The organism is Ruegeria sp. AL1 (assembly GCF_056540905.1).
Genome location: NZ_JBQFXP010000020.1, coordinates 1 through 23,787 on the forward strand (window position 1 = coordinate 1; position 23,787 = coordinate 23,787).

The window sequence follows — 23,787 nt, forward strand, 5'->3', positions numbered from 1 at the left end:
GGTTCGCGGGGCCTGAAACCGATCTGACCGACATGGGGTCGCAACTGGCCGCGCAGTTCGTCGCGTCAGGCACCGTGGAGTGGCAGGGCACTCGGTGCAGGTGGTGAAGTAAGTCATGCCTTGTTGCGCCGGGATATCGGGCCTCAGGGATCGTTCTGATCTGTTGGAGGTTTCCGGCCACAAGGAGAGATATCTTGACAACCCTCACCACTTCGCCCCCCACGCTAACGGGTTTCTTCGCCCTGACCTTTGCCGTAACCTGGGGCGTGGTTGGGATGTATATCTCCGCCCCCGATTGGGCGACCGCAAGGTTCCGTGCCCTTAGCGGCGCTCATCCGTTGTTCTTTCTGGCCACCTGGGCCCCGGCTCTGTCCGCTGTTGTATAGGTGCTGGCCTTTGCAGGGTTGCGCGGATTGAAACTATTTCTGTCCCGATTGTTGCTGTGGCGTGGCTCGCCGCTATGGGCCGTAGTTATCCTGATCGGCCTCCCCATGGTTTTTGTCCTCGGTTCGCTGATCAAAGGCGGGACTGTTCTGGCCCCATCCCGCTCGGTGAAGCAGGATCCATGGTGGCGCTGTTTTTTCTGATGCTGTTTCTCGGCCCAATAGAAGAGCTCGGCTGGCGTGGCTTTGCACAACCCTTGCTGCAACGGCGCATGGCCCCTGTCTGGGCCCGGGCAATTATCGGTGCGATCTGGGACCTATGGCAACTGCCCGCTTTCTTCCTGTGCGGCGTGGTGTTTGCGGATTGGAACTTCTTGCCCTTCTTTCTGGGCAATATCACACTGAGCATTCTGGTCACGCCAATTTTCAACTCAAGTCGTGGCAGTTTGCTCTGGCCCATGCTGTTTCACTGGCAGTTGATCAAACCGTTCTGGCCAGATGCCCAGCCCTATGACACATGGATTCTGATCGTGGTGACAGGACTGGTCGTATTCTGGAACCGAGACACAATGCTGTTCCACACAGGTGCTGTGACACAGGTGATACACGGTTAGCGAGACTGATGATGCACTTGTTTGGTCCCATCGTACTGGCGCTAAGCCTGCTTGTCATACCTGCCGCGCTGGCCCAGACAAATGATGATCTGGATGCCAGACTGACAGAGGTTCTCGCTGCGTTTCGCGCCGACTACGGGTTCCCCGGAGCAACCGCCGCCTATGTTCTGGCTGACGGAACAACCGGGTCGGTCGCGGTGGGGTTTGCGGATGTGGAGTTGCAGAAACCGATGACTCCGGACAGCCGAATGCTGGCGGCAAGTATTGGCAAGACGATCTGGGGGGCTTTGTTCCTGTCTCTGGAACGCGACGGGCTCTTCAATCAAACGGACCATGTATCTGACCATCTGGGTCATCTGCCATGGTTCCACCGCCTTCCGAATGCACAGGACTTGACGCTAGGGCAATTGCTAACCCATAGCGCAGGCATACCCGACCACGTGCATATGGAGGGTGCGGCCAAAACTCTGATCGCATTGAGCAGGACGGGTCAGGCCTCACCGGAACAGGCCATCGCGCTGGTCTTGGACACAGACCCGCTCTTTCCGGCAGGAGCCGGTTGGTCCTATTGCGACACAGGCTATCTGTTGCTGGGGCTGGTGATCGAAGAGGTCACCGATGAGGATGTCTTTACCCTTGCGCAAAATCGGCTGTTGACCCCGCTTGCCCTGACCGGGGTGACGCCTTCTGACAGAACGAACATTCAAGGGCTGGCCGTCGGGTATACCGAGGCAACTAACCCCTTCGGCTTGCCGCCCCGCACGATGGACGACCAAGGGACTCTGCTGTGGAACCCGGCTATTGAGTGGACGGGCGGAGGGTTTGCCGCCACGTCGCTCGACCTCGCGCGATGGGGGCACGCCCTCTTTACCGGGCAGGCATTGGACGGACCCTATCTGGACCGGCTGCTGGCGGGCGTACCGGTAGATCCGGGCATACCGGGTGTACTCTATGGCAGAGGTGTCGCGATTTATTCGGATGCGCCACTAGGGCCGGTCTACGGGCACGGAGGCTGGATTCCAGGATATGTCTCAAGCTTACGGCACTATCCGCAGTCCGGGATTACAGTGGCGTTTCAGATCAACTCGGACATCAGGATGGAGGGGGTCAACCGCGACCTCGTGAGCAGTCTTGAAACGGCTTTAGCCGCTACACTGATCAAAGAGCCTGAAACAAAAAGAAAAAGGTAAGTGTGTTAGTTGCGGATAGGGCCAGAAATCTGCGTTAAGAGGTTCTTGGCCAGGTTCCGTTGCAAACTTTCAAAGAGATCATTCTGAAAACTGCTCCTGATTGAATTGAAGGCAACAAGCACCAAGGAACACTAGCTGCAACGGATTGCACTCACCCAGCGCTCGGATTGCAAACATCCCGGGTTCTCGCTCGAATTAATTGACGCTGTCCAGAGTGCCAAACTCACATTATTTGCGAATGTGATCAGATTATTTGCGACGGGATTGTTATCTTTCGACCCGGATCACATCATGTGCGAACGGCAAACCAGTAGAAGAACGTAGAACGGATGCAAGCGCAGCAACCGCCGTTCGCTTCGCGTGCCGCGAACAGGAAAGACACGAGACTTTCCTGCCGTTGCTCTTCCGGGCGTTTGCTGGATTCGAAATTAGGTTTGTCCCTAAAGCATAAAACAGTGCGATAGTCTTCATCAAATTAGGTTCAACAAACTTCTGGACTGATCAAATGGTTGCCGACGGTGACACGATCGGAGAGACCCGCCTCGACAGGAGCAGTTGGAACGCACTGAAAACCAAATGGATACACTGACGGCTGGCGGCATAGAAAAAGGGAGCCCACTCTTTGGACTCTCCTGTGGTTTGTTTCGCACTGTGTTTGGCTCTGCACTGGATGACGTGGCGTAAACTATTCCTGTGAATTGAGAACTTCCCATTTCCGACCAGCTAGTCGCCAAAGTTCATCACGAAAACAGAATTTGTAATGAGTGTGCGGCGCCGGGTGTAGAACGTCCTGGTAAGTGAAAGAGTGGTATTTGATGAGTTTGGAGTTTTTTGTGCCGGCTTGCTCTAAGTCGAGCACCGCGTATCAGCAGGGCCTCGACCAGGGACATGCCGGGTTGAAATCAGCTCTCGACACAGTAGTAAAGAGCTTGCCTTCAGGCGTTTTACGAGAGCTATCCCGAGAATTGGACCGTCGCAAGCAAACCAATGACACGTCGCTGTTGGCCGAGAAAATATTCCAGCGTGCAATCTGTGTATATCAGACGGACCAGCTAGCGAAAGACAGGCATGTCTTGGATGCACAAAAGCCCGAACCAGAATTAAAAGATGAGCAACTGGTGCAATCAGGTAGTGGCCCGTTTCGGTGGGCGGGATGATCCAATACAATTCGTCTCCACACAGGTGAGTGGGGAAGATGAGTCTAAATGTTCAAGAATAAATAGGGTAAAGATCAATAAAAATTCTTCTTGTTACCATGACCATCATGCCTGGCATGTGCTGGTCTATGACGGAGGAACAGGCCATCACAAACTGGAAAGTGACCTGCATCGCTGCGGGAGGGGATCACTATGTGGACTTTATTCGCGCAGGTGATGCCGAAAGTACACCTCACATTATTTATTTTTGCGAGCGTGAAAATGGGACGCAAGCTGTGAAAGTCGTCCCTGCGTCGTCCGTGGTGCACCGTGCAGGCGACCATATCCAGGAAGCTGCTACCAAATGAAAGTCAGGTCAGAATCTGAGCCTCCCCAACTGAACTGGTCCACCGTTGTGTCTAGGAAACGGAGGGCCATGAATGGTAAAGAAGAGGCCAAAGCCCGAAGAGATTGTCTCGAAGTGACGGCAGGTTGAAGTTCTGATGGGGCTAGGCATGTCCCGTCTTGATGCGATCAGGCAGATTGGTGTTGTTGAATAGACCTATTACCGCTGGCGAAATAAGTACGGCGGAATGGGTTTAGATCAGTTGAAAGAACTGAAGCCGCTTCAGCATCAGAGCCATTCAAGCAAACGATCCGGGGGATCGTTTGTCAGGCGGAACAACGAGCGACTGCGGCGCGCGGTGTCTGATCTGACGCTGGACAAACTGATTCTGACGGAAGCCACAAAGGATGAAGGTCGTAAAGCAAACCATCCAGTGGATGGTTTGTAGCCCTGAACGCGAAGCCCTACTGATCCCCGCTCGTCGTCGTGCCTGCATCGATTATGTCCGCAGCCAACTCAAAGTATCTGAGCGACGCGCCTGCCGCGTGCTGGGACAACAACGGTCCACGCAACGGCGCATCCCAAAAGGTCGCGCAGACGAAGCCCGGCTGGTGGCCGACATGATTGAGCTGACCCGTCAATACGGCCGATATGTTTATCGCAGGATCGCTGCGCTGCTAAGAGAGGCCGGCTCGTCTGTCAGTGATGGGCGGGTTGAACGGCCTTGGCGGCGAGAGGGTCTGAAAATGCCCGTGAAACAACCGAAGAAAGGGCGGCTCTGGCTGAACGATGGCTTGTGTGTTCGGCTGAGGTCGAAGTATCGCAACCACGTGTGGTCGTATGACTTCGTTCATTGTCGAACCGACGATGGCAAAGCGTTCCGGACCCTGAACATCCTTGATGAGCACAGCCGGGAGCGCCTGGCGATAAAAGTGAAGCGCAAGCTGAACTCTGTCGATGTGATCGATGCCCTGACGGATGTGTTCATCTCTCGTGGCGCACCCGGTTTTATCCGTTCAGATAACGGGCCGGAATTTGTTGCCCAGGCCGTCAGAGACTGGATTACTCCGTCGGCACCCAGACAGCTTACATTGAACCCGGGAGCCCGCGGGAGAACGGATATTGTGAAAGCTTCAATGGCCGGTTCAGGGATGAGCTGCTCAACGGTTAAGTCTTCTACAGCCTGTGCGAAGCTCAAATTCTGATCGAACAATGGAGGGGACACTACAACACAAAGCGGCCCCACAGTGCACTGGGATATATACAGCCGGCCCCGGAAACCATCGTTCAAATGGACCAAAGACCGGTCATGCACTAACAGTCAAATTGGACCACACAAGTGGGGCAGATCAACCTGCAACACCATTAGTGTGAAAGTCCACGATATGGGCCACGCTTGGATCGGCAACAGGCATGTCAGGCCAATGTGCATGCCCGGTCACAGATACGAAATCCAGCTGTCTTGCTGCATTGCGCAGCGCCCTTTTAAGGCCTCCATGCCCGTAAGAAATATTGCAGTGGCTATGCATATTTCTCACTAAAGCTCGCAATCCATGTTTTGCAGCCAGCGGTGTTAGCCATTCGGGCAGTGGTGTTGTTGGCATTGCTGTACCCTCAAAACGATGGCAGCTTCATTCAGGGGCCAGTTGTTCGAATGCTTTCGAGCGAAGACCCATAGGATGGCCGGGCTGTTTTTGACACCACTCCTGAGTCTACGAACATCCGAGCGCGCACGTCGTTGCGTGCCATCTTAGACAGGCTTTCAACGTTGGATTCTCGTCAACAGTGTAGAAAAAGTGCGAGTTCCAAGCGTCAGCATCCGCGACAAACCCAACGGGTTCTCAAAAACCGGGAACACCTTTTCTTTGGATCAGAGGTCATAAGGCAGCAATCCGATCCGTTTGAACGCCTCTTCAGGCACCTGATTGCGCGTCATGATTTCCCTTAGCTGAATTTCGAGCCGCTGCGTGACTTCGGGCGCATCGATGGGATTGTATTGGCCGGGATCGCTATGCAGGTCATAGAGAACTGTTGTCGTTTCGCGCGGCGTACCCATGCAGGGCACGTCGATATCGCCGTCTTCGGCCTTGCGGGCCGGGATTTTCATCACCCGTAATCCCTGCGCATATGCCATAGGCGCGGACAAATCCATCTGCGCCAGATTGTCGACCGAGAATGCCTCTTCCAGATGCGTGGGCATCAGCGTGTATTCATAGATTTCCTGATCGGCGATATCCTTGGGGTAGCGGAAATAGGTATAGCGCCCGTCGGTGATGTTCACGGATCCGCCGAAGATTCCATATGCCACCGCCGCGTGTCCGGGTCCGTCTGCGGCCAGCAAAGGCGTCAGATCCCTGCCCTCTACCCCCTCGGGCATAGGGGTTTCGAAAAGTGACAGGATCGTGGGCATCAGATCCATGGTCTGTGTCAGGGCCTGACGGGACGCGCCGCCCTGATCGGCGTGATCAGGGTGATAGATCATCAACGGGATATGGGCGACTTCGTTGTAATAGGGCGTGATGTTCTTGGCCCACCACTCATGTTCGCCCAGCAGGAACCCGTGATCGGTGGTCAGGATCACCACTGTATCCTTCCACATATCATGCTTATCCATGTGATCCAGCAAGCGCCCGAAATACTCGTCACACATCTCGACCAGCCCGGCGTAGTTGTTGCGCAGCTCTTCGATTTCCTCGGCGCTTTCGCTGACCTTGTCATAGCGCGGCCAGTCAAGGATCGGGCCTTCGTAGCCGCTGTCTCGTCGTCCCTGGAACCGTTCGGGGGACCAGAAGGGTTCGTGCGGATCGAAACACTCCAGATGGCAGAACCAGCCATCCTTGTCAGCGTTGGTGTCCAGAAACTCGAAAGCCGAGGCCATGCATTTGGCCAGCGGCATGTCGGCCTCGGTCGGCTGATGGTCACGGCTGATCATGTAGGGGACGTATTTTTCGTCCATCCCCTGAATTTGTTGCGGGTGATACATCTCGCGCCAGCGCTCCAGCGGCGGCTGTACCATGGCTTTCCAGCGGTCCTTTTCCTGCCCGCGAATGAAATCAAAGCTGGAATATTGCGTATGATAGGTGGCCCCGCCCTCCATCCAGTAATGGGCGTGATCGGTGATCATATGGGTCCAGATGCCAGAGGATTTCAGCTCGCGGATCATCGAATTATCAAAGGGTTCCAGCGGCCCCCAACTGCGATGCATAAAATTCAGACGCCCTGTATGCAGATCACGGCGCGCAGGCATGCAGGGCATCGAGCCCACATAGTGATTGTCGAACCGCACGGATCTGGCGGCGAACCGGTCGAAATTGGGCGTAGCCATGTGGGTACCGCCATAGGCCCCCAACGCGTTTCGGTTCAGACTGTCGAACAGGACAAAAAGAACTTTCATAGGACCCTCACTGTTATTTCAGGCTGCCGGTCAGCAGGCCACGGATGATGTATTTCTGACCGATCAGAACAAAGACCAGCGCCGGAATGACCGACAGGACCGAGCCCGCCGCCATCTCACCAAACCGGATGTCGTATTCCTGCGCATAGCTTGAGATGGTGACCGGGATCGTCTGGGTCGCGCTCGAGGTCAGGTTCACTGCCACGATGAAATCGTTCCAGATGAAGATGAACACCAGCACCCCGGCGGCAATCATCGCAGGTCTGAGCAAGGGCAGCACGATCTGCCGGAACAGGTCCGCATCGCGGCACCCGTCCAGACGACCGGATTCCAGCAGTTCCTCGGGCACTTCATGGATGAAGCTGAACATCAGCCACAGCGCCAGCGGTAGGTGCAGCACGGTTTCCGCTAGGATCAGCCCGGTCAGCGTGTCCAGAAGGCCCACGGACAGCAATTGCACGAACCAGATGCCGATAAAGGTGATCGGCGGCAGGATGTGAAAGATCATCGCCCAGGTGAACAGCGCAAACCGCACCCAGCGCCCGACCTTCAGCCGGAACAGGGTGAATACGGCCATTGTCGAGATCGCCAGCACCAGCGCGGTCGAGATCACCGACACGATGATCGAGTTTTTCAGGCTGGACAGATATTGCGAGGATTTGCCGAACAGCAACTCCTCGAAATTGGTCCAGACCGGCGTAAAGACGACCTGCCCCAACAGGATCGAGATCTGTGTTTTGAACGCAATGGTGACGATCCAGACAAAGGGGACCAGCACCAGAATTCCGTAGATCACCACAAGGGCAAGTGCGGGCAGGCCAGAGGATCGGTTTGGATGTGACATGGCCTAACCCTCGGTCTTTTGCACGAAACGGCGTTGCAGCCACAGCGTCACCAGCGCCAGCGTGGCAACGACGACCAGAGTGAACAGCGACATCACCGACCCCAGCCCGATATCGTCCTGCGTGAAATAAGCGCGCTGGATCGAAAGGCTGACCACTTCGGTCGAAGTCCCCGGGCCGCCCGAGGTCAGCAGGTAAATCTCGTCAAACACCTTGAATGACAGGATCATGCGCAGGATCAGGGTCGAGATTATGACCGGCATCATCAGCGGCAGCGTGATATAGCGCAACACCTGCCAGCGGCTGCGGGCGTCCAGTTCGGCAGCCTCGTAAACCTCTTCCGGCAACCCCTCGCGCCCGGTCAGCATCAGCAGGAACACAAACGGCGTCCAGTGCCAGATATCGACGATGATCACTGCCCAGAGTGCCGCCGACTGGCTGGCCAGCCAGTTCTGTTTCGGCAGTCCAAGTGTCGTCAAAGCCAGATTGATCGCCCCAAAATCGGCATTGTAAAGCAGGTTCCAGACCGCGCCGATCACGATGGGCGGCGTCACCACCGGCAGCAGCATTACAAAGATCGCCGCGACCCGCACCCAGCCCTTCATTCCAGACACCGCAAGCGCCAACGACAGGCCGATGGCAAACTGGATCACCACTGCGAAAAAGGCAAAATACAGCGTATTCCACAGGCCCGGCCAGTAGAACAGATCGGCCTGAAATCTGCGAATGTTATCAAACCCGACAAAGGTGGTCACAGCCTCGCCATCCACCCATTCGAGCTGATGAAACACCATCCAGACGATCTGAAGGATCGGCAGCATGGTGAACACCACCAGCAAGGTTGCCAGCGGGCCCAGAGACAGCAGTTTCCAGCTTCGGTCGCCGATCATTTGATCCGTCCTTCAGGGGGACGACCCCGGCGCGCGCGCCGGGGCCGGTTGGTTTACTGCAGGTCCGGCAGCTTGCCTGTGGCGTAGCCTTCCCGCTCCATCACCGCGTGGATTTCGGCCGCCGCCTTGTTCAGCGCCTCGGCAGCCGTCATGTCGCCGATCACCGCAAGGTTCAGATGCAAATCGATGATCGAGTTGATCTCGTTGCGCTCAGGGACTGCCGCATAGAACAGCGCGTTCTTGGCGTTCTGTGCGGTGGCATCCAGAAAACGGTATTTCTCGGGATCGTCAAAATCCGACGCCCCCAACCCGATGGACACGGGAACCGAGCCGTTTTCGATCATGGCGCGCTGTCCTTCGGGCGTGTTGAGCCACTTCATAAAGGCAAGTGCTGCCTGTTTCTTGTCATCGGGGATGTTTTTGGGAATGCCGCCGATGAAATGCCCGGTCGAGCTGTAGTTCTGCCCGCCCGCGACCGAGGGGATCTCGGCCACGCCGACCTTGCCCGCGACGATGGATTTGGACGGGTCCTCCAGCCCGGCCCAGGCCGCGTTGACCATGATTGTATGGGCCGAGCGTCCGGTGGCCATGAACTGAATCATCTCGGCCTGACCGGTTGCGCCGGGATCATCGGGGCCGACATCATTGGCAAAGCTCAGAAAGGTCTCCAACGCGGCCAGCGCCTCGGGGCTGTTGAACGTGACCGCGTAATCGCCGCCGGCTTCATCGGCAAAGATTGTTCCGCCGTGGCTGTAGATATAGGGCATCGCGTTCCAGCCCACATTCTGACGCGAGCCGCGCACGGTAAATCCCACGCGTTCAGGCGGATTGTGCAGCGCCTTGGCATTGGCCATCAGCTCTTCCCATGTGGTCGGAACCTCCAACCCGGCTTCCTCATAGAGGTCGGCGCGGTAATACAGCAACTGGATCACCCCGGCCATCGGCAGGGCCATCAGCTTGCCGCTGCCGATGGATTTGCTGGCCTCGTCCCAATAGACCGAGCCGCCGAAATCCGAGATGTCATCACGCAGCCTGTAATCGGGGTCGATATCCGACACGGCCTCAAGAAACCCGCCCTCGTACATTTCGATGATGCCGAGCGCGTTGATTGTCAGCAGATCATAGATCCCTTCATCCGCCCGAACCGAGTTGCGGGACTTCTCCAGCAGCACCGGGAACGGCACCGCTTCGATATTGACCTTGTTGCCAGTGGCCTCTTCATAGGCTTCGACCGTGGCCTCAAAGCCGGGATACCAGGGTGATTGGTTGATAATCATCTGTATATCGGCTTCGGCCCAGGCCCCTGCGGGCAGCCCGGTCAGAAGCACGGCGGCGACCGTGTTTCTCAGTGTTTTCAGCATTGTCATCTCCTCCGCTGTCAGCCGTTCAGGCGCTGTCCTGTCTTGGCGCTGAACAGATGGAATTGCCCCGGTCGGGGCGTAATGGTGACAGGCGTATCCAGTGTCAGCGCCGCGTCTTGCGCGCGGTCGATCAAGGCGGCCACCCGCCCCATAATCCCATCACAATGAATGATCGTCTGATGCCCCAGTGACTCGGTCGCCACGACGGTCTCAGATCCGTCGCCACCGGGCGCAATATCCAGATGCTCGGGGCGGAACCCGCAGATCACGGGGTCCTGCGTCGGGGCTTCCAGCGAACCAAGCGCAACCTGACCGCCATGTTCAAGGCGCAACACCAGACCGTCAGGCGTTTTCGCCAACGTGCCTGACACAAGGTTCATTTGTGGCGCACCGATGAATTCGGCGACAAACAGGTTCTCTGGCCGGTCATACAAATCAGTCGGTTTGCCAACCTGCTGAATCACGCCGTCATTCATCAGCACGATGCGGTCGGCCATTGTCATCGCCTCAACCTGATCATGCGTGACAAAGACCGAGGTTGCACCAAGTCGGCGGTGCAACTGTTCGATCTCGACGCGCATTCTGGCGCGCAGTTTGGCATCGAGGTTCGACAACGGCTCATCGAACAGAAAGACTTTGGGATCGCGCACAATCGCGCGCCCCATCGCCACGCGCTGCCGCTGACCACCTGATAATGCACGGGGTTTCCGCGCCAGCAGGTCTTGCAGCCCCAAAATTTCTGCGGCCTCGTTCACGCGCCGCGCGATCTCGGCCGCGTCGGTGTTCCGCATCTTCAGCGCAAAGCCCATATTCTCGGCCACACTCATATGCGGATAGAGAGCATAATTCTGGAACACCATCGCCACATCCCGGTCCCGCGCGGCGATATTGTTGACGACCGCACCGCCGATCGCGATCTCACCGCCCGAGATTTCCTCAAGCCCGGCAATCATCCGCAGCAGCGTAGACTTGCCGCAACCCGACGGGCCCAGGAGCACGATGAACTCACCGTTGCGGATCGCCAGCGACAGGTCCGAGATCACTTCGACCGCGCCATAACGTTTCTCGATGCGTCTTAGCTCCACCGAATTCACTGGGTAAGTCCTGACTTGTTGGTCTTTCCACCTTGTTTTGTCCCCCGTCTCACGGCTAGAATCAAATTCATAAAATTCAGCAGGGGATGAATATGAGGAATACACCTGACCTCCTGCCCCGTAAGCTGCGCGTCTTTGCCGCCGTCTACGACACAGCCAGCACCACTGCCGCCGCTGAGGCGATTGGCATCACTCAATCAGCCGTGTCTAAGAGCATTGCGCAGCTCGAGGCAGATTTCGGAGTGCAACTGTTCGAGCGAACGCCCCAGGGCCTGCGCCCGATGCCAACCGCCGAGGCACTGCGCAAGCGCACCCGATGGCTGACCCGCGAAGTTGATTTTGCGACGTCCGAAATCCAGAACTCGGCCTCGCTGACGGATGTCGAACTGCGCATCGGCTCAGGGCCCGTCTGGAACGTTAAACTGCTGCCCGAGATCCTGCCGGGCTTTTGTGCCGACCACCCACAGATCCGTCTGGATATAGTCACCGGGTCAGGGGATTATCTGGTGCCCCGAATGATCGACGGGCACTTTGACATTTACTTCGGGGTGTTGTCCGAGGAATTCGACAGACCCGGCGTGCATTGCGAACCCCTGCTTGAAATGGAACTGCAGGTCTTTGTCCGGCAAGGGCATCCCTTGCTTTCGGTGGGCACGCCCCAAGCTGAGCTGTTGGCCGACTATCCCTGGATCGGATTTTCCAGTGACGATAAACTTGAGGGAAACGTGCAAAACTGGGCACAGCGTATGGCTGTATCCTCAAGGCAATTCTCGCTCCGGATCATGTCACTCACGGCGATGATGGCCGTTGCCCGCGCCAGCGACCACGTCATCTTCGCCGTTGATGCGCTTGACCAAGAACTCTCGAGAAATGGCCTTGTCAAACTGCCCTTCCCCGCACGGCCCGGTCGCGTCATCAGCGGATATGCCGTTCGATCCAGCATCGTAGAGCTTCCTCCGATCAAGGACCTGATCACGCGCGCGCGCTCTTGCTGCATGGACAAATAACAGCGGGTTTCGTCCCAGGTTTTGACGCAAGCTTCTCCCATGCCAGCCAGGTCGAGTGCATTTCTGGTAGCGCGCACTCGAAAATGTCAGGAGCAAGATGCTCAAAAGCTATGGCTGCCCGATCCTGATCGAAATGGTCTATCTCGGCGCTCATCAAATTGAATTTGGCCTCAGTTTGGCCAGAGAGCTTTGGGCTTATTCATTATTGTGAGGTATTGAAAATTTGAAGAAAATTTTGTAACCATTTAGTTATCAAGGAGACCCGCAACATGCCTCATGCAAAACCTCAACAAGTGATCTCCTGTCGTTCGGCGCGGCAAGTCATTGATCATGCCATCGACCATGCTTCGGCAAACTCTTGGAGTGTGGCTATTTCCGTCCTGGATCCGTCCGGTCAAGTCGTCGCCAGCGCGAGAATGGATGGGGTGCCGGCCGCAGTTTCTACTTTCGCCAAAGACAAGGCGTTCACTGCGACGCTCGGGAAATCCAGCCGCGCATTTTTTGAACGAATGAGTTCCTCGCCTGAGTTGGCCATGGGGGCTGGCAATCGGCCTGGGTTATGCGCGTGGGACGGTGGCGTGCCGATTTTCGAAGATGGCCAGCTTATCGGTGCCGTAGGTGTCTCGGGTGCCGCTGGACCGGAAGATATAGAATGTGCCGAAACCGCACTATCTAAACTTGGACTTCTGAGTTGAATCTACTCCGGTTTAAAAAGCTTGGTTTCAGATTCTGCCTCAAACCGAAGGTAATCATAACTGAATAGTTCGAAGAGTTGTCCCCAGGGTGCACGAACATATCCCCAAGTGAGACCTTCGAAGGGGCCGTCATCGATGTAAGATGGCCCTTCCAGCAACTCGACACCATGTTTCTGCAATCGGGCGGCGGCGGCGTTCGCGTCATCGACCTGAAACGCGACATGAAATCCGCCGATCTGACTAGGCCGCCTATAGCCTGCGTCTTCATCGTCTCCGGAAAACTGGAACAGTTCGATATTGGCGCTGTCTCCGCACCGCAGGAATACCAAATCTTCAAGGGTCGCGGTTCGTTTGCTACCGAGGCAGTTTTCCATGAAGTCGCCATCAACATCGAAGCGGCCGGTGCTGAGCACTTTTACAGTACCAAACATTGTTTCGAAGAAAGTAATGGCTTCGGCGACATCGGGGACCGTGAAGCCGATGTGGTGAATGCCCCGGGTATGCGCCGACGGCGTCATGGTTTTTCACTCGCCCAGTAATCCATCACTGTAACTTTCTCGACGTATTGCCCCACCCAGTCGGCAAACCTGACGTGGTTCGGGTGCGGCAAATAGGTGTCGCGGGCGTCCTCGGTGGCGAAATCCAGCAGGAAGAAATGGCTTAGCCCGTTCGACAGGCCCTCGGGCGAGTTGTTCACGCCCCACTCAAAAGCTTCGATGCCTGGCACTTCCTCTTGAAGCGCGTGAAACCTGCGGACAATCTCGTCAGTTTCTGCCTCGGTGGTACCGTCCTTGAATCCAAGCATAACGGCATGTCTGAGAATTTTTCCGGTCATGATTATCCCTCTGTTAAGCGGCTGCGTGCCAGATGGCGGCACCAGTATTTGGGTCAAAGGCGCAAAGCCCTGCAAGGTTGAGGTGAAGCAAAGCCACCTCACCCGCTGAGACCGGTGTTTTGGCAGAGAACCGCGCGACGATTTCTTCTTCCTCGTTCTGAGGAGACAGAATGCCGATGGTCTCGGCACCTGTGGGCTCCAATAGATCCACTGGCCATTCGATCTGCGCGTTAGGTTCGCCGTGTCCAAAAGGCGCGTCGGACAGGGCTTCAGGCCGGATGCCCAGCGTCACTGGGCGGCCCACCTCTGCCATGGCCGGCGTCGGCACAATAACGTTGCCACCGTCGGGGCGTTTTATCTCAACGCCACCGTCGGCCACGACTCCGCTCAGGAAATTCATCGCAGGTGATCCCATAAAACCGGCGACGAACTGATTTTTCGGGCGTTCGTAGATGTCGATGGGTTTGCCGACCTGCTGGATCACGCCGTCTTTCATGACCACGATCTTGGTGGCAAGCGTCATGGCTTCGATCTGGTCATGCGTGACATAGACCATCGTCGTGCCAAGTTGCTGATGAAGTTTCTTGATCTCCGTCCGCATCACGACGCGCAGTTTCGCGTCGAGGTTCGACAAGGGTTCGTCAAAAAGGAATATTTCGGGATCGCGCACCAAAGCGCGCCCCATGGCCACGCGTTGTCTTTGACCGCCGGAAAGTTGCTTGGGGCGGCGGTTCAACAAGGGTTCGATATGCAGAATGCCAGCAACCCGATCGACGGCGGCCTTGCGGTCGGGCTTGGCGATGCCGCGCGCTTCAAGCGGGAAAGCGATGTTTTCGGCGACGGTCAGATTGGGATAGAGCGCGTAGGTTTGAAAAACCATAGCGATATCACGGTCTTTGGGCGGCATCTTGGATACATCGCGCCCATCGATCTCGATATCACCACTGTCTATCTTTTGCAGCCCGGCAATCGCCGAAAGCAGCGTGGACTTTCCGCAGCCGGATGGGCCCACAAGAACAAGAAACTCGCCCTGTGCGGCTTCGACCGAAATGTCCTTTAGAATGTGTAGCGCGCCAAAGGACTTGTTGAGGTTGCGGATCGAGAGTGTACCCATGATCTATCCCTTCACAGCTCCGGCCATCAGGCCGCGCAACAGGTAACGCCCCGCCACGACATAGACGAGGATGGTTGGCAATCCGGCCAGGATCGCGGCCGCCATGTCGACGTTGTATCGCTTCACACCAGTGGCCACCTGTACGAAGTTGTTGAGCGCGACCATCACCGTTGCGCTGTCAGCATCAGTGTAGGAAGCGGCGAACAGGAAATCGTTCCAGGTGTTTGTGAACTGCCAGATCACGCTGACCACGATGATCGGCAGCGACACCGGCAAAGCGACGCGCCAGAAGAACCGGAAGAACCCGATGCCGTCCACCCGTGCAGCGTTGACCAGATCCTCTGGGAATGCCGCAAAAAAGTTCCGGAAATAGAGCGTCGTGAACGGCAATCCGTATACCGAGTAAACAAAAGCCAGACCAAGCGCCGAGGACGACCAACCCATGAAGCCAAGGAATTGCGCCATCGGCAGAAGGACGATCTGGTAGGGGATGAAGGCCCCGAACAGCAACAGACCGAAGAACAATTCTGAGCCACGGAAGCGCCAAAGCGACAGAGCATAACCGTTCAGCGCGCCGATCAGGGTCGGGATAATTGTGGCGGGCAAGGACGCCTTCAGCGAATTGAGCAGGAACGGCGCCATTCCCCTGCAATCGGTGCCAATACACGCAACGTTCCAGGCCTCGTTCCACGCGTCCCAAGTGACGTCACGCGGCAAGGCCATCAGGTTACCGGTTTCGATCTCGTCGATAGATTTAACCGATGTCGCCAGCATTACGTAGAGCGGGCTGAGATAGAACAGAACAAACAGGATCAACAGCACGTAAATCGACAACCGAAGCAGTCGGTCTATGGCCGTCCTTTGACCTCGAACCGCATCACCGACCATCAGCCGCGCCCATCCTGTTGCTGTGCGCGAAGCTCGACATAGAGGTAGGGCACAATGATTGCCACCACCGTGAACAGCATCATCGTGGCCGAAGCTGCGCCGATGGCCAGTCGCGAACGCTCGAACGCGAAGGCGTACATGAACGTTGCAGGAAGATCGGTCGAACTGCCGGGGCCGCCGTTGGTGAGCGCGATCACAAGATCGAAGCTCTTGATTGCCATGTGCAACAGCAGGATCACGGCGGTGAAAATAGCGGGTCGTAGCTGTGGAATGATGATCCGACGATAGATGCGAAAGGCCGAGGCGCCATCGACCATGGCCGACTGAGTAATCGAAGCGTCAATGCCGCGCAAAGCGGCCAGAAAGATCGCCATGACAAACCCGGAAGACTGCCAGACAGCCGCGAGCACGACCGTGTAGATCGCGAATTCGCTTTGGACGAGCCAGTTGAACTCGAAACTTTCCCAGCCGAGGCTTTTGAAGGTCTTCTCGATCCCCAGATCGGGGTTCAAGATCCATTTCCACGCGGTTCCTGTCACAATGAAACTCAGCGCCATGGGATACAGGTAAATGGTGCGGATCACTCCTTCGGCCCGGATTTGCTGATCGAGGAAGATGGCCAGCGCCAAACCGATGACAATGGCAAACCCGATGAATAGCGAACCGAAAACCCAAAGGTTGGTCAACGCTGTCCACCAGCGTCGCGACCCCCAAAGCCGCGCCCATTGTTCAAAGCCCACAAAGGTATAGTCGGGCAGGATACGGCTTTCACTCATCGACAGGTAAATCGTCAAAACGATAAACCCATATATGAAAACAAGCGCCAGAAGCCCGGTTGGGGCAAGGACGAGTTGGGAGGTATGCTCGCCCGCCCACTGCCGAAAGGATTTTCTGGCGCTCATTTCCGTGTTTTCCTGATCTCTGATTTACAGCAGGTTCAGATCGTCGATCAGAAGCTCGATCGCCTCGTCTGGCGTCATTGACGGATTGTTCATGTATTCGGCGATAACATCGCGGAAGACACCCTGGACATCCGACCGCACCGCATGTGCAAATCCAAGGGATGGTACGAGCGCGTCACGCGCGACCGCGCGATCCAGACGTTCGACCGAGTCCTGCGTGCACATGTCAAAACGGTCGCCCGGCACGTCGGTCCGTACAGGCAGGCCGCCTTTCAAAAGGTTGAATTCGGCCTGGAATGTCGGGTCCATAACCGCTTTGGCAAAGGCAACCTGCGCCGTCTCTTGTGCTGCGTCTTCAACTTTCGGGAAGAAGAAGAAGTCAGCAAGGAAAACGAACATGTCGTTTGAACCTGGGGTTGGGAAGCAGATGAAGTCTTCGCCCGGCACACCGCCCGAGGTCATCTGCCAGGACTTTCCCCAATCGCCCATGAAGACCATTGCAGCCTCACCGTTCTTGACCATCGCTTGTGCGTCCGTCCACTCCCGGCCCGGGCTGGCATCGTCCAGCTGTTCTGAGAACCAGCGCATCCGGCGTAGCACCTCTTTCATCTTGTCCGAGCGGAGCGCTTCTTGATCCTGTTCGACAGCCACAAGACGGTAAAACTCCGGATCGTCCATTGACACCAGGACACCGTCCAGAACGGCCGTATCCTGCCAGGGTTGACCGCCATGAGCGATTGGTAGAACGCCGGCGGCTTTGAATTTTTCTGCCGCTGCTTCCAGATCGGCCCAGCTTTGCGGTGGCGCAACGCCGTGCTCATCGAACAGCGCTTTGTTGCCGTAAACCCAGTTGATCTGCGACCACACGGCAGGCACCGAGACCACGCGTCCGTCGATATTGACGAATTCCTGCAAAGGCCCGGGAATGACCTCAAGCCAACCTTCATCGGCGGCGACACTCGACAGATCTCCCAACACGCCCTGCTCGGCCCACTCGTTCACTTCCGTGCCAAGCGCCTGCATGACACTCGGTGGGTCACCCGCCGAAATACGCGACCGGAATACAGTGCGCGCGTTGGACCCCGCACCGCCCGCAGAGGCCGCATCGACCCACTCGATGCCCTGGGACTCAACGTTTTCGCGAAGCAGCTTGATGCCTTCAAGCTCACCCCCGGATGTCCACCAGTGCAGAATGTCCAGCTTGCCTTCCGCCCCCGCGACCCCGGCCATGGCAAACGTGCTGAACGCCAGCGCCGAGACTGTTTGGATCAATCGGTTCATTTCACTTCCCTCCCACTTTGATTGGCAAATTGCCGAAATTCTGACCTCCCCGCGTGCTGCGGGTTCAAACTCTGTAAGCGACTCGTTAACTATTACTAGATCGATTTACTAAAACGATCTAGTAATTTGTTATCTCCTGAGTCGCACGGAAGGGAACGAAATGGTCGAACGTTTTTCGCCTGAGCAGATCGCCGAGATTATTCCCGACGATGCGACCGTTGCAGTTACAGGCTCGGGCGGCGGATTGATGGAGCCAGATCAACTGCTTGCGGCAATAGAACGGCGCTTTCTTGAAACAGGGCGTCCAAGGAACCTGACGCTTTATCACTCCTTCGGGCTTGGCGACGGCGACGCGCGCGGCGTCAACCGTTTTGCACACCCCGGTTTGGTGCGGCGCGTGATTGGGGGGCACTGGAGCTGGTCACCAAAGATGCAGAAGTTGGCCGAAACCGAGCAGATCGAAGCCTATACTCTGCCCACCGGCGTTATGGGAATGCTGTTGCGCGAAAGCGGGGCTGGGCGACCGGGATTGATCACGAAAACCGGGCTTGGCACCTTTGTAGACCCAAAAACTGGCAATGGTGGAGCGCTTAACAGTCTGAGCAAAGAAAGTCTTGTCGAACGCCTGAAACTCGATGGCGAAACCTACCTTCGCTACAAACCGGCCAAGATCGATTTTGCGCTCGTGCGCGGCTCATCTGTTGACGACATTGGCAATCTCTCAACGCGCCACGAACCGGCGGACCTTGATGTTTTTGCAATGGCTTTGGCCGCGCACAACAACGGCGGCAAAGTGTTTGCGCAGGTGCAAAAGGCGGTGCCGGAACTGCCGGCACGTGAGGCCTCCTTACCTTCCGCAATGCTTGCTGGCGTTTCGATCGTACCAGAACAGGAGCAGACGTACAGGGGCGGGTATCGTCCCGACTTCTCGGGTGACGCCAAACCAATACCGACCGAGGAATCCCCGCCAACAGGCGTCAAACGCATCATCGCCAAACGCGCGGCCATGGAGATGCCATCAGAAGGCGTCGTGAATCTGGGTTTTGGTGTGTCAGCAGAAGTCACCCAGTTCGCCAAAATCGACCCCCGCAAGGTGAGCCTTTGTGCTGAGCAGGGCATCTACAACGGGGTGATGGAAACTGGGGCCTTGTTTGGTATCGCCTCAGGCCCGACAGCGATCATACCGGCAACATCGCAGTTCGACTTCTATTCTGGCGGAGGTCTTGATGTCACCTTCCTGGGCATGGCGGAAATGGACGCAGAGGGAAACGTCAACGTCAGCCATATCGGCACCAGCCCGGTTGGTCCCGGTGGCTTCATCGACATCTCGCAGAATACGCCCAAGCTGGTGTTCTGTGGAACGTTTACGGCCAAAGGGGCACGGATCACGATTGCCCCCTGCGGTCTTGATATCGAGGCGGAGGGCAGCGTCAGAAAGGCCGTCAACGCAGTGCGGGCCATCACCTTCTCGGGGAGCGAAGCGGTCAAGCGCGGTGCCGAAGCGCTCTACGTTACTGAACGGGCTGTGTTTCAGCTGACGCCAGAAGGCGTCGCTTTGCGGGAAATCGCGCCGGGCATCGATCTGGAAAAGGATGTGTTGGCCCATATGGGCTTCATGCCGATTGTCAAAGACGTCGCGCTGATGCCGTCAGAGGTCTTCACGTGATGGACGATCTTGTCACATTGGATGTCTCCGACGGTGTTGGGCGTCTCACCCTGAATCTGCCTGCCAAGGCCAATGCGCTTACCGCTGACCTGCTGCAAGAGCTTGAGGTAAAACTGGCCGAAATCGAAACCGACCGTACGATCCAAATGGTCGTTCTCAGCGGTAGCGGAGATCGCTTCTTTTGTGCCGGGGGCGCTTTCAATGACTGGGGCAAACTGCATGCAAGGGATATGGGACGTCAGTACATCAGAACCACAAATCGGATAATTGATCGCATCGAGCTGCTGGACGCTTTCACAGTGTCCTGGGTGAACGGCGCCGCCATCGGAGGCGGGCTTGAACTTGCATTGGCAACCGATTTGCGCGTGGCGCATCCGGATGCGCAATTCTCGGTTCCTGAGCTGAGCATCGGGGCCGTCCCGGGTATGCGAGGCATCGAACGATTGTCGGCCCTCGTCGGCATCGGCCGCGCCAAAGACATGGTTCTGGCTGGGCGAAAGCTGGATGCCGGAACCGCTTTGGAATGGGGTCTGGTGAGCGAAGTTGCGACCGATGTCGAAGCGGCGATGGCTTCGTTGAAAGCAAGAATAGCCAAACAATCCGGGGATGCCTTAGCCACAGCAAAGCAGATGTTCCGTGCGCTCACCGGCGGCCCCGCTGCTGCCCATGCCGTTCACGAGATTGCGGGAACGGCCAGCAAATACAGTGCTGACGGTCAGGAAGGCGTGCGAGCATTGATGGAAAAGCGCACACCGATTTTCACATCCGCTAGGGGAGAGGACAATGAAGACGACATTTGACTATATCGTTGTCGGCGGCGGATCCGCAGGATGCGTCATGGCTACAAGGCTGAGCGAAGACCCGGACGCCGAGGTCCTGCTTGTCGAGGCCGGTGATCGGGACAAGAACATCTACATCCACATTCCCGCCGGTTTCGCGAAGATGACAACCGGACCGCTGACCTGGGGGCTGGAAACCGTTCCCCAAAAGCACGCGAATGATCGCGTTATTCCGATGGCGCAGGGTAAGGTTCTCGGTGGCGGCAGCTCGATCAATGCTCAGGTCTTCACGCGCGGACACCCGGTTGATTACGACCGATGGGCAAACGAAGAAGGCTGCCCCGGCTGGTCCTTCGCCGAAATTCAAAAGTACTTTCTGCGGGCCGAGGGCAACAGCATCCTCAGCGGAGAGTGGCATGGTCGGGACGGGCCACTTTCGGTTTCCAACTTACCCAGTCCGCACCCCTTGTCGCGCCGATTTGTTCAGGCATGCCAAGAACTTGGCATGCCGTACAATCCTGATTTCAATCGTGCCGATCAAGCCGGAGCCAGTATCTATCAAACGACCAGTCGCGACGGTCGACGCTGCTCAACTGCGCAAGGGTACCTCAAACCCGTCCTGAATCGGCCAAACTTGACACTCAAGACCAAGACGCAGGTCCAGAAACTTCTAGTCGAGAATGGCCGGGTCACGGGAATTCGACTTGAGGACGGAGATTACCAGGCGAGTGGCGAAATTCTTCTCTGCTCGGGCGGGCTGGGATCTGCGAAACTGCTGATGCTGTCCGGTATCGGTCCGGCAGACCACCTCCAAAGCGTCGGAGTTGATGTCATCCATGATTTGCCGGGCGTCGGTGAAGCCCTGCAAGACCACTTCGTGATCGACATCATCTGCAAGCTGAAGAACACAAAGACGCTGAACCGCTATGACAACCCGATCTGGATGGCTTGGGCCGGTCTGCAATGGGCAATGTTCGGCAGTGGGCCCGCAAGCTCGAACGTGGCCGAAGGAGGTGCCTTCTGGCATTCCTCAAACGCAGCCGGCGTTCCCGATCTACAGTTCCATTTTTTACCTGGGGTCGGCGCAGAGGCTGGCGTGGAAAGCCTATCAACTGGCGTGGGTGCGACGCTCAACGCCTATTTCACCAGACCCAAAAGCCGGGGAACGCTGCGGTTGCGGTCGTCCGAGCCAGGAGACAAACCTTTGCTTGATCCAAACTATCTTGCCGAACCTGAAGACATCGCGGGCTCGATCGAAGCTGTCGAAGTCAGCCGGGACATCATGCGCCAATCGGCCTTTGCCGATGTAATGGACATGGAAGTAGCACCCGGCCCCGGTGCGACCAGTAAATCCGATCTCGAAACCTATGTGCGCCAGAACGGGCGCACCGGATACCACCCGGTTGGCACCTGTCGCATGGGCAGCGACGACATGGCAGTGGTCGATCCTCAGTTACGGCTTCGCGGTCTTGATGGGCTTCGGGTCTGCGACAGTTCGATCATGCCCAGCATCGTCGGCTCTAACACAAACGCTCCTACCGTCATGATCGCGGAATGCGCCGCCGATCTTGTGCGTGGCAACCGTATCTCTGCTTAATAAAGGAAAATCAGAATGGACTTTAAAATTCATACCCATGACACCGCGCCCGAAGATGCCAAACCATGGATGGAGGCCACACAAAAAAAATTCGGCATGGTGCCAAACCTCTTTGCGCTGATGGCCGAAGCGCCGCCTTTGCTGGAAGGCTATGTGCGTCTTTCAGCGCTTTTCTTTCAGAACACCAAGCTTTCCGATACCGAAAGGCAAATAGTGCTGATGACGGTCAGCCGCTTGAACGGCTGCGAATACTGTATGACAGGCCATTCTGTCGAGGCGGAAAGCCAAGGCGTCGACTTGCCGATTGTCGAAGCGCTCCGAGATGGCGCAAGCCTGGAGGATGCCAAACTGGAGGCTCTCCGCGCCTTTACGGAAGTTGTCGTTAACACGCGTGGCTGGCCGTCGGACGCGGATGTCGCCGCATTGATCTCTGCTGGTTACACAAAAGAGACGGTGTTGGAAGTTGTGCTAGGCGTTGGCCTCAAAACACTTTCAAACTACACTAACCACATTGTCAAAACGCCGCTTGACAATGCGACAGCGCATCGAGAGTGGCGGGCTGCAGCAGAGTAAGTGGGAGCCGAGCATAGTTACTCTTTCAGACGTCGCGCGCGCGGCAGGTGTGTCAAAGTCGACAGTATCGTTGGTTTTGAACGACAAGGACTCTATTCCCGAACATACGAAACAACGCGTCAAAGAAGCCGCGCGCCAAGTGGGCTATGTCTACAATCGGCGCGCGGCGTCTCTGCGCTCTCAGAAATCCGGATTGATCGCTATTGCGATCAACGATTTGGAGAGCCCCTATTTTGCAGGAGTTGTCGCTGGGGCGCAGACCGAGCTGGAGCGTCAGGGCTACATGACGATCATCTCCAACTCGTATGAAAACCCCAGAACGCAGGAGGCTTTTCTCGAACGCATCCGGGAATACTCGGTAGATGGCATTATGATTTGTCCTGCCTCCGGCGCGGATGCCAGCATGGTGAAAGCAGTGCAGTCTTGGTCCACTGCGGTCATCATGTTGTCCCGTGATCTTGATGGACTCGACGTCGATTTCATCGGTGGAGACAACTATGCAGGCATGCGCAGCATCATGGATCACCTCATCGGCTTAGGTCATCGCAACATCGCGCATATCGGATCAAATCCCGGTGTGTCGCCGTCAAGAGACCGTGTGAGGGCTTATTTGGATGCGCTCAGCGAACGTGATCTGCCTCGACCGAGGGAATATGTCATCGAATGCATTGGACAACGCGAAGCCGGGTACCACGCAATGAGCGAGCTTTTGAAGTCACGCAAGGAAGTTACAGCCGTGACCTGCCATAATGATACGTTGGCCTTTGGAGCATTCCTTGCGTTACAAGAAGCCGGCTTACGCCCCGGCCGGGACGTATCGGTCACAGGCTGTGACGACGTTCCGGAATCAGCTTTGTGGAATCCCGGCCTAACAACCGTGGATGTTCCAAAAAGCAACCTGGGTCGCCTGGCCAGCATCGCCCTTCTGGATCGGCTAAAAAACCCGCTCAACCCAATTGTTCAACAAAAAATTAAGCCCGAACTAAAAACCCGCGGCTCGTCTTCAGTGCCGAACGCAACACACAACAAATAACTATGCGTCACACAGCATGGTTTTCTGAATGGTCGGCCCAAGATTGGATATATTTCAGAATTCTTGCGACGCTTCCGGTTCTGTCGCAAACTCCGTCCCCACCTGTCAGATCGAACGCAGTTCTGTTAACGCGGGCTGGAATATGACAGGAGCTAACCGTGACGATC

Annotated in this window: 24 protein-coding genes and 1 pseudogene; 13 read left to right on the forward strand and 12 right to left on the reverse strand. The window is 56.6% G+C overall.

Annotated elements, in window-relative coordinates:
* Positions 1-194: 194 nt before the first annotated feature.
* The 6 genes and pseudogenes from ACRZ9X_RS21765 to ACRZ9X_RS21790 all read left to right on the forward strand — a co-directional run bounded on the left by ACRZ9X_RS21765 (position 195) and on the right by ACRZ9X_RS21790 (position 4,987).
* Positions 195-386, forward strand: coding sequence for a hypothetical protein (locus ACRZ9X_RS21765; protein ID WP_480522202.1), 192 nt, complete (start codon positions 195-197; stop codon positions 384-386).
* Positions 387-565: 179 nt separating this feature from the next.
* Entirely contained in the window at positions 566-997 is a 432-nt protein-coding gene (locus tag ACRZ9X_RS21770) for a CPBP family intramembrane glutamic endopeptidase (RefSeq protein WP_480522203.1), read from the forward strand.
* Positions 998-1,005: 8 nt separating this feature from the next.
* Positions 1,006-2,187 (forward strand): serine hydrolase domain-containing protein, encoded by a 1,182-nt coding sequence (locus ACRZ9X_RS21775; protein ID WP_480522204.1) that lies wholly within the window; start codon positions 1,006-1,008, stop codon positions 2,185-2,187.
* An 815-nt stretch (positions 2,188-3,002) separates the two neighbouring features.
* Complete coding sequence (locus tag ACRZ9X_RS21780) at positions 3,003-3,344, forward strand: hypothetical protein (RefSeq protein ID WP_480522205.1); 342 nt, start codon at positions 3,003-3,005, stop codon at positions 3,342-3,344.
* Positions 3,345-3,472: 128 nt separating this feature from the next.
* Positions 3,473-3,691: a hypothetical protein gene (locus ACRZ9X_RS21785; RefSeq protein WP_480522206.1), complete on the forward strand. Its 219-nt coding sequence runs from the start codon at positions 3,473-3,475 to the stop codon at positions 3,689-3,691.
* Positions 3,692-3,823: 132 nt separating this feature from the next.
* Positions 3,824-4,987, forward strand: a pseudogene (locus ACRZ9X_RS21790) (IS3 family transposase).
* A 31-nt stretch (positions 4,988-5,018) separates the two neighbouring features.
* On the opposite strand, the gene ACRZ9X_RS21795 reads toward ACRZ9X_RS21790, so the two are convergent.
* The 6 genes from ACRZ9X_RS21795 to ACRZ9X_RS21820 all read right to left on the reverse strand — a co-directional run bounded on the left by ACRZ9X_RS21795 (position 5,019) and on the right by ACRZ9X_RS21820 (position 11,250).
* Positions 5,019-5,273 (reverse strand): hypothetical protein, encoded by a 255-nt coding sequence (locus tag ACRZ9X_RS21795; protein ID WP_480522207.1) that lies wholly within the window; start codon positions 5,271-5,273, stop codon positions 5,019-5,021.
* 266 nt (positions 5,274-5,539) lie between these two features.
* Positions 5,540-7,063, reverse strand: coding sequence for a sulfatase (locus ACRZ9X_RS21800; RefSeq protein ID WP_480522208.1), 1,524 nt, complete (start codon positions 7,061-7,063; stop codon positions 5,540-5,542).
* 13 nt (positions 7,064-7,076) lie between these two features.
* Complete coding sequence (locus ACRZ9X_RS21805) at positions 7,077-7,907, reverse strand: carbohydrate ABC transporter permease (RefSeq protein WP_480522209.1); 831 nt, start codon at positions 7,905-7,907, stop codon at positions 7,077-7,079.
* A 3-nt stretch (positions 7,908-7,910) separates the two neighbouring features.
* Entirely contained in the window at positions 7,911-8,795 is an 885-nt protein-coding gene (locus tag ACRZ9X_RS21810; RefSeq protein WP_480522210.1) for a carbohydrate ABC transporter permease, read from the reverse strand.
* 53 nt (positions 8,796-8,848) lie between these two features.
* Entirely contained in the window at positions 8,849-10,156 is a 1,308-nt protein-coding gene (locus ACRZ9X_RS21815; RefSeq protein ID WP_480522211.1) for an ABC transporter substrate-binding protein, read from the reverse strand.
* A gap of 17 nt (positions 10,157-10,173) precedes the next feature.
* Positions 10,174-11,250, reverse strand: a complete 1,077-nt coding sequence (locus tag ACRZ9X_RS21820; RefSeq protein ID WP_480522212.1) for an ABC transporter ATP-binding protein — start codon at positions 11,248-11,250, stop codon at positions 10,174-10,176.
* 92 nt (positions 11,251-11,342) lie between these two features.
* On the opposite strand from ACRZ9X_RS21820, the gene ACRZ9X_RS21825 reads away from it, so the two are divergent.
* Positions 11,343-12,257 (forward strand): LysR family transcriptional regulator, encoded by a 915-nt coding sequence (locus ACRZ9X_RS21825; protein ID WP_480522213.1) that lies wholly within the window; start codon positions 11,343-11,345, stop codon positions 12,255-12,257.
* 269 nt (positions 12,258-12,526) lie between these two features.
* A complete protein-coding gene (locus tag ACRZ9X_RS21830; RefSeq protein WP_480522214.1) occupies positions 12,527-12,952 on the forward strand; it encodes a GlcG/HbpS family heme-binding protein in 426 nt (141 codons plus the stop codon).
* A gap of 2 nt (positions 12,953-12,954) precedes the next feature.
* Here the strand turns inward: ACRZ9X_RS21830 and ACRZ9X_RS21835 are convergent, their stop codons facing one another.
* The 6 genes from ACRZ9X_RS21835 to ACRZ9X_RS21860 are packed head-to-tail and all read right to left on the reverse strand — an operon-like array spanning position 12,955 to position 17,972.
* On the reverse strand, positions 12,955-13,470 hold the full coding sequence (locus ACRZ9X_RS21835; RefSeq protein ID WP_480522215.1) for a VOC family protein: 516 nt from the start codon (positions 13,468-13,470) through the stop codon (positions 12,955-12,957).
* Positions 13,467-13,787 carry a Dabb family protein gene (locus ACRZ9X_RS21840; RefSeq protein ID WP_480522216.1) on the reverse strand — a complete coding sequence of 107 codons (321 nt, stop codon included), beginning with the start codon at positions 13,785-13,787 and terminating at the stop codon, positions 13,467-13,469. Before ACRZ9X_RS21840 ends, ACRZ9X_RS21835 begins: the two co-directional genes overlap by 4 nt.
* Positions 13,788-13,800: 13 nt before the next feature.
* Positions 13,801-14,901 carry an ABC transporter ATP-binding protein gene (locus tag ACRZ9X_RS21845; RefSeq protein ID WP_480522217.1) on the reverse strand — a complete coding sequence of 367 codons (1,101 nt, stop codon included), beginning with the start codon at positions 14,899-14,901 and terminating at the stop codon, positions 13,801-13,803.
* A 3-nt stretch (positions 14,902-14,904) separates the two neighbouring features.
* The gene (locus ACRZ9X_RS21850; RefSeq protein ID WP_480522218.1) at positions 14,905-15,789 is read right to left on the reverse strand and encodes a carbohydrate ABC transporter permease; all 885 of its coding nucleotides are present in this window, start codon (positions 15,787-15,789) and stop codon (positions 14,905-14,907) included.
* Positions 15,789-16,691: a carbohydrate ABC transporter permease gene (locus tag ACRZ9X_RS21855; RefSeq protein ID WP_480522219.1), complete on the reverse strand. Its 903-nt coding sequence runs from the start codon at positions 16,689-16,691 to the stop codon at positions 15,789-15,791. Before ACRZ9X_RS21855 ends, ACRZ9X_RS21850 begins: the two co-directional genes overlap by 1 nt.
* 24 nt (positions 16,692-16,715) lie before the next feature.
* On the reverse strand, positions 16,716-17,972 hold the full coding sequence (locus ACRZ9X_RS21860) for an ABC transporter substrate-binding protein (protein ID WP_480522220.1): 1,257 nt from the start codon (positions 17,970-17,972) through the stop codon (positions 16,716-16,718).
* Positions 17,973-18,132: 160 nt separating this feature from the next.
* On the opposite strand from ACRZ9X_RS21860, the gene ACRZ9X_RS21865 reads away from it, so the two are divergent.
* From ACRZ9X_RS21865 to ACRZ9X_RS21885, 5 genes are read left to right on the forward strand one after another with little or no spacing between them, the layout of a single operon-like run.
* Complete coding sequence (locus ACRZ9X_RS21865) at positions 18,133-19,638, forward strand: acyl CoA:acetate/3-ketoacid CoA transferase (RefSeq protein WP_480522221.1); 1,506 nt, start codon at positions 18,133-18,135, stop codon at positions 19,636-19,638.
* Positions 19,638-20,438, forward strand: coding sequence for an enoyl-CoA hydratase/isomerase family protein (locus tag ACRZ9X_RS21870; protein WP_480522225.1), 801 nt, complete (start codon positions 19,638-19,640; stop codon positions 20,436-20,438). The genes ACRZ9X_RS21865 and ACRZ9X_RS21870 overlap by 1 nt, the downstream gene beginning before the upstream one ends.
* The gene (locus tag ACRZ9X_RS21875; RefSeq protein WP_480522222.1) at positions 20,422-22,014 is read left to right on the forward strand and encodes a GMC family oxidoreductase; all 1,593 of its coding nucleotides are present in this window, start codon (positions 20,422-20,424) and stop codon (positions 22,012-22,014) included. The genes ACRZ9X_RS21870 and ACRZ9X_RS21875 overlap by 17 nt, the downstream gene beginning before the upstream one ends.
* A 15-nt stretch (positions 22,015-22,029) precedes the next feature.
* The gene (locus ACRZ9X_RS21880) at positions 22,030-22,587 is read left to right on the forward strand and encodes a carboxymuconolactone decarboxylase family protein (RefSeq protein WP_480522223.1); all 558 of its coding nucleotides are present in this window, start codon (positions 22,030-22,032) and stop codon (positions 22,585-22,587) included.
* Complete coding sequence (locus ACRZ9X_RS21885; RefSeq protein ID WP_480522224.1) at positions 22,547-23,620, forward strand: LacI family DNA-binding transcriptional regulator; 1,074 nt, start codon at positions 22,547-22,549, stop codon at positions 23,618-23,620. Before ACRZ9X_RS21880 ends, ACRZ9X_RS21885 begins: the two co-directional genes overlap by 41 nt.
* The last annotated feature ends 167 nt before the right edge of the window (positions 23,621-23,787 follow it).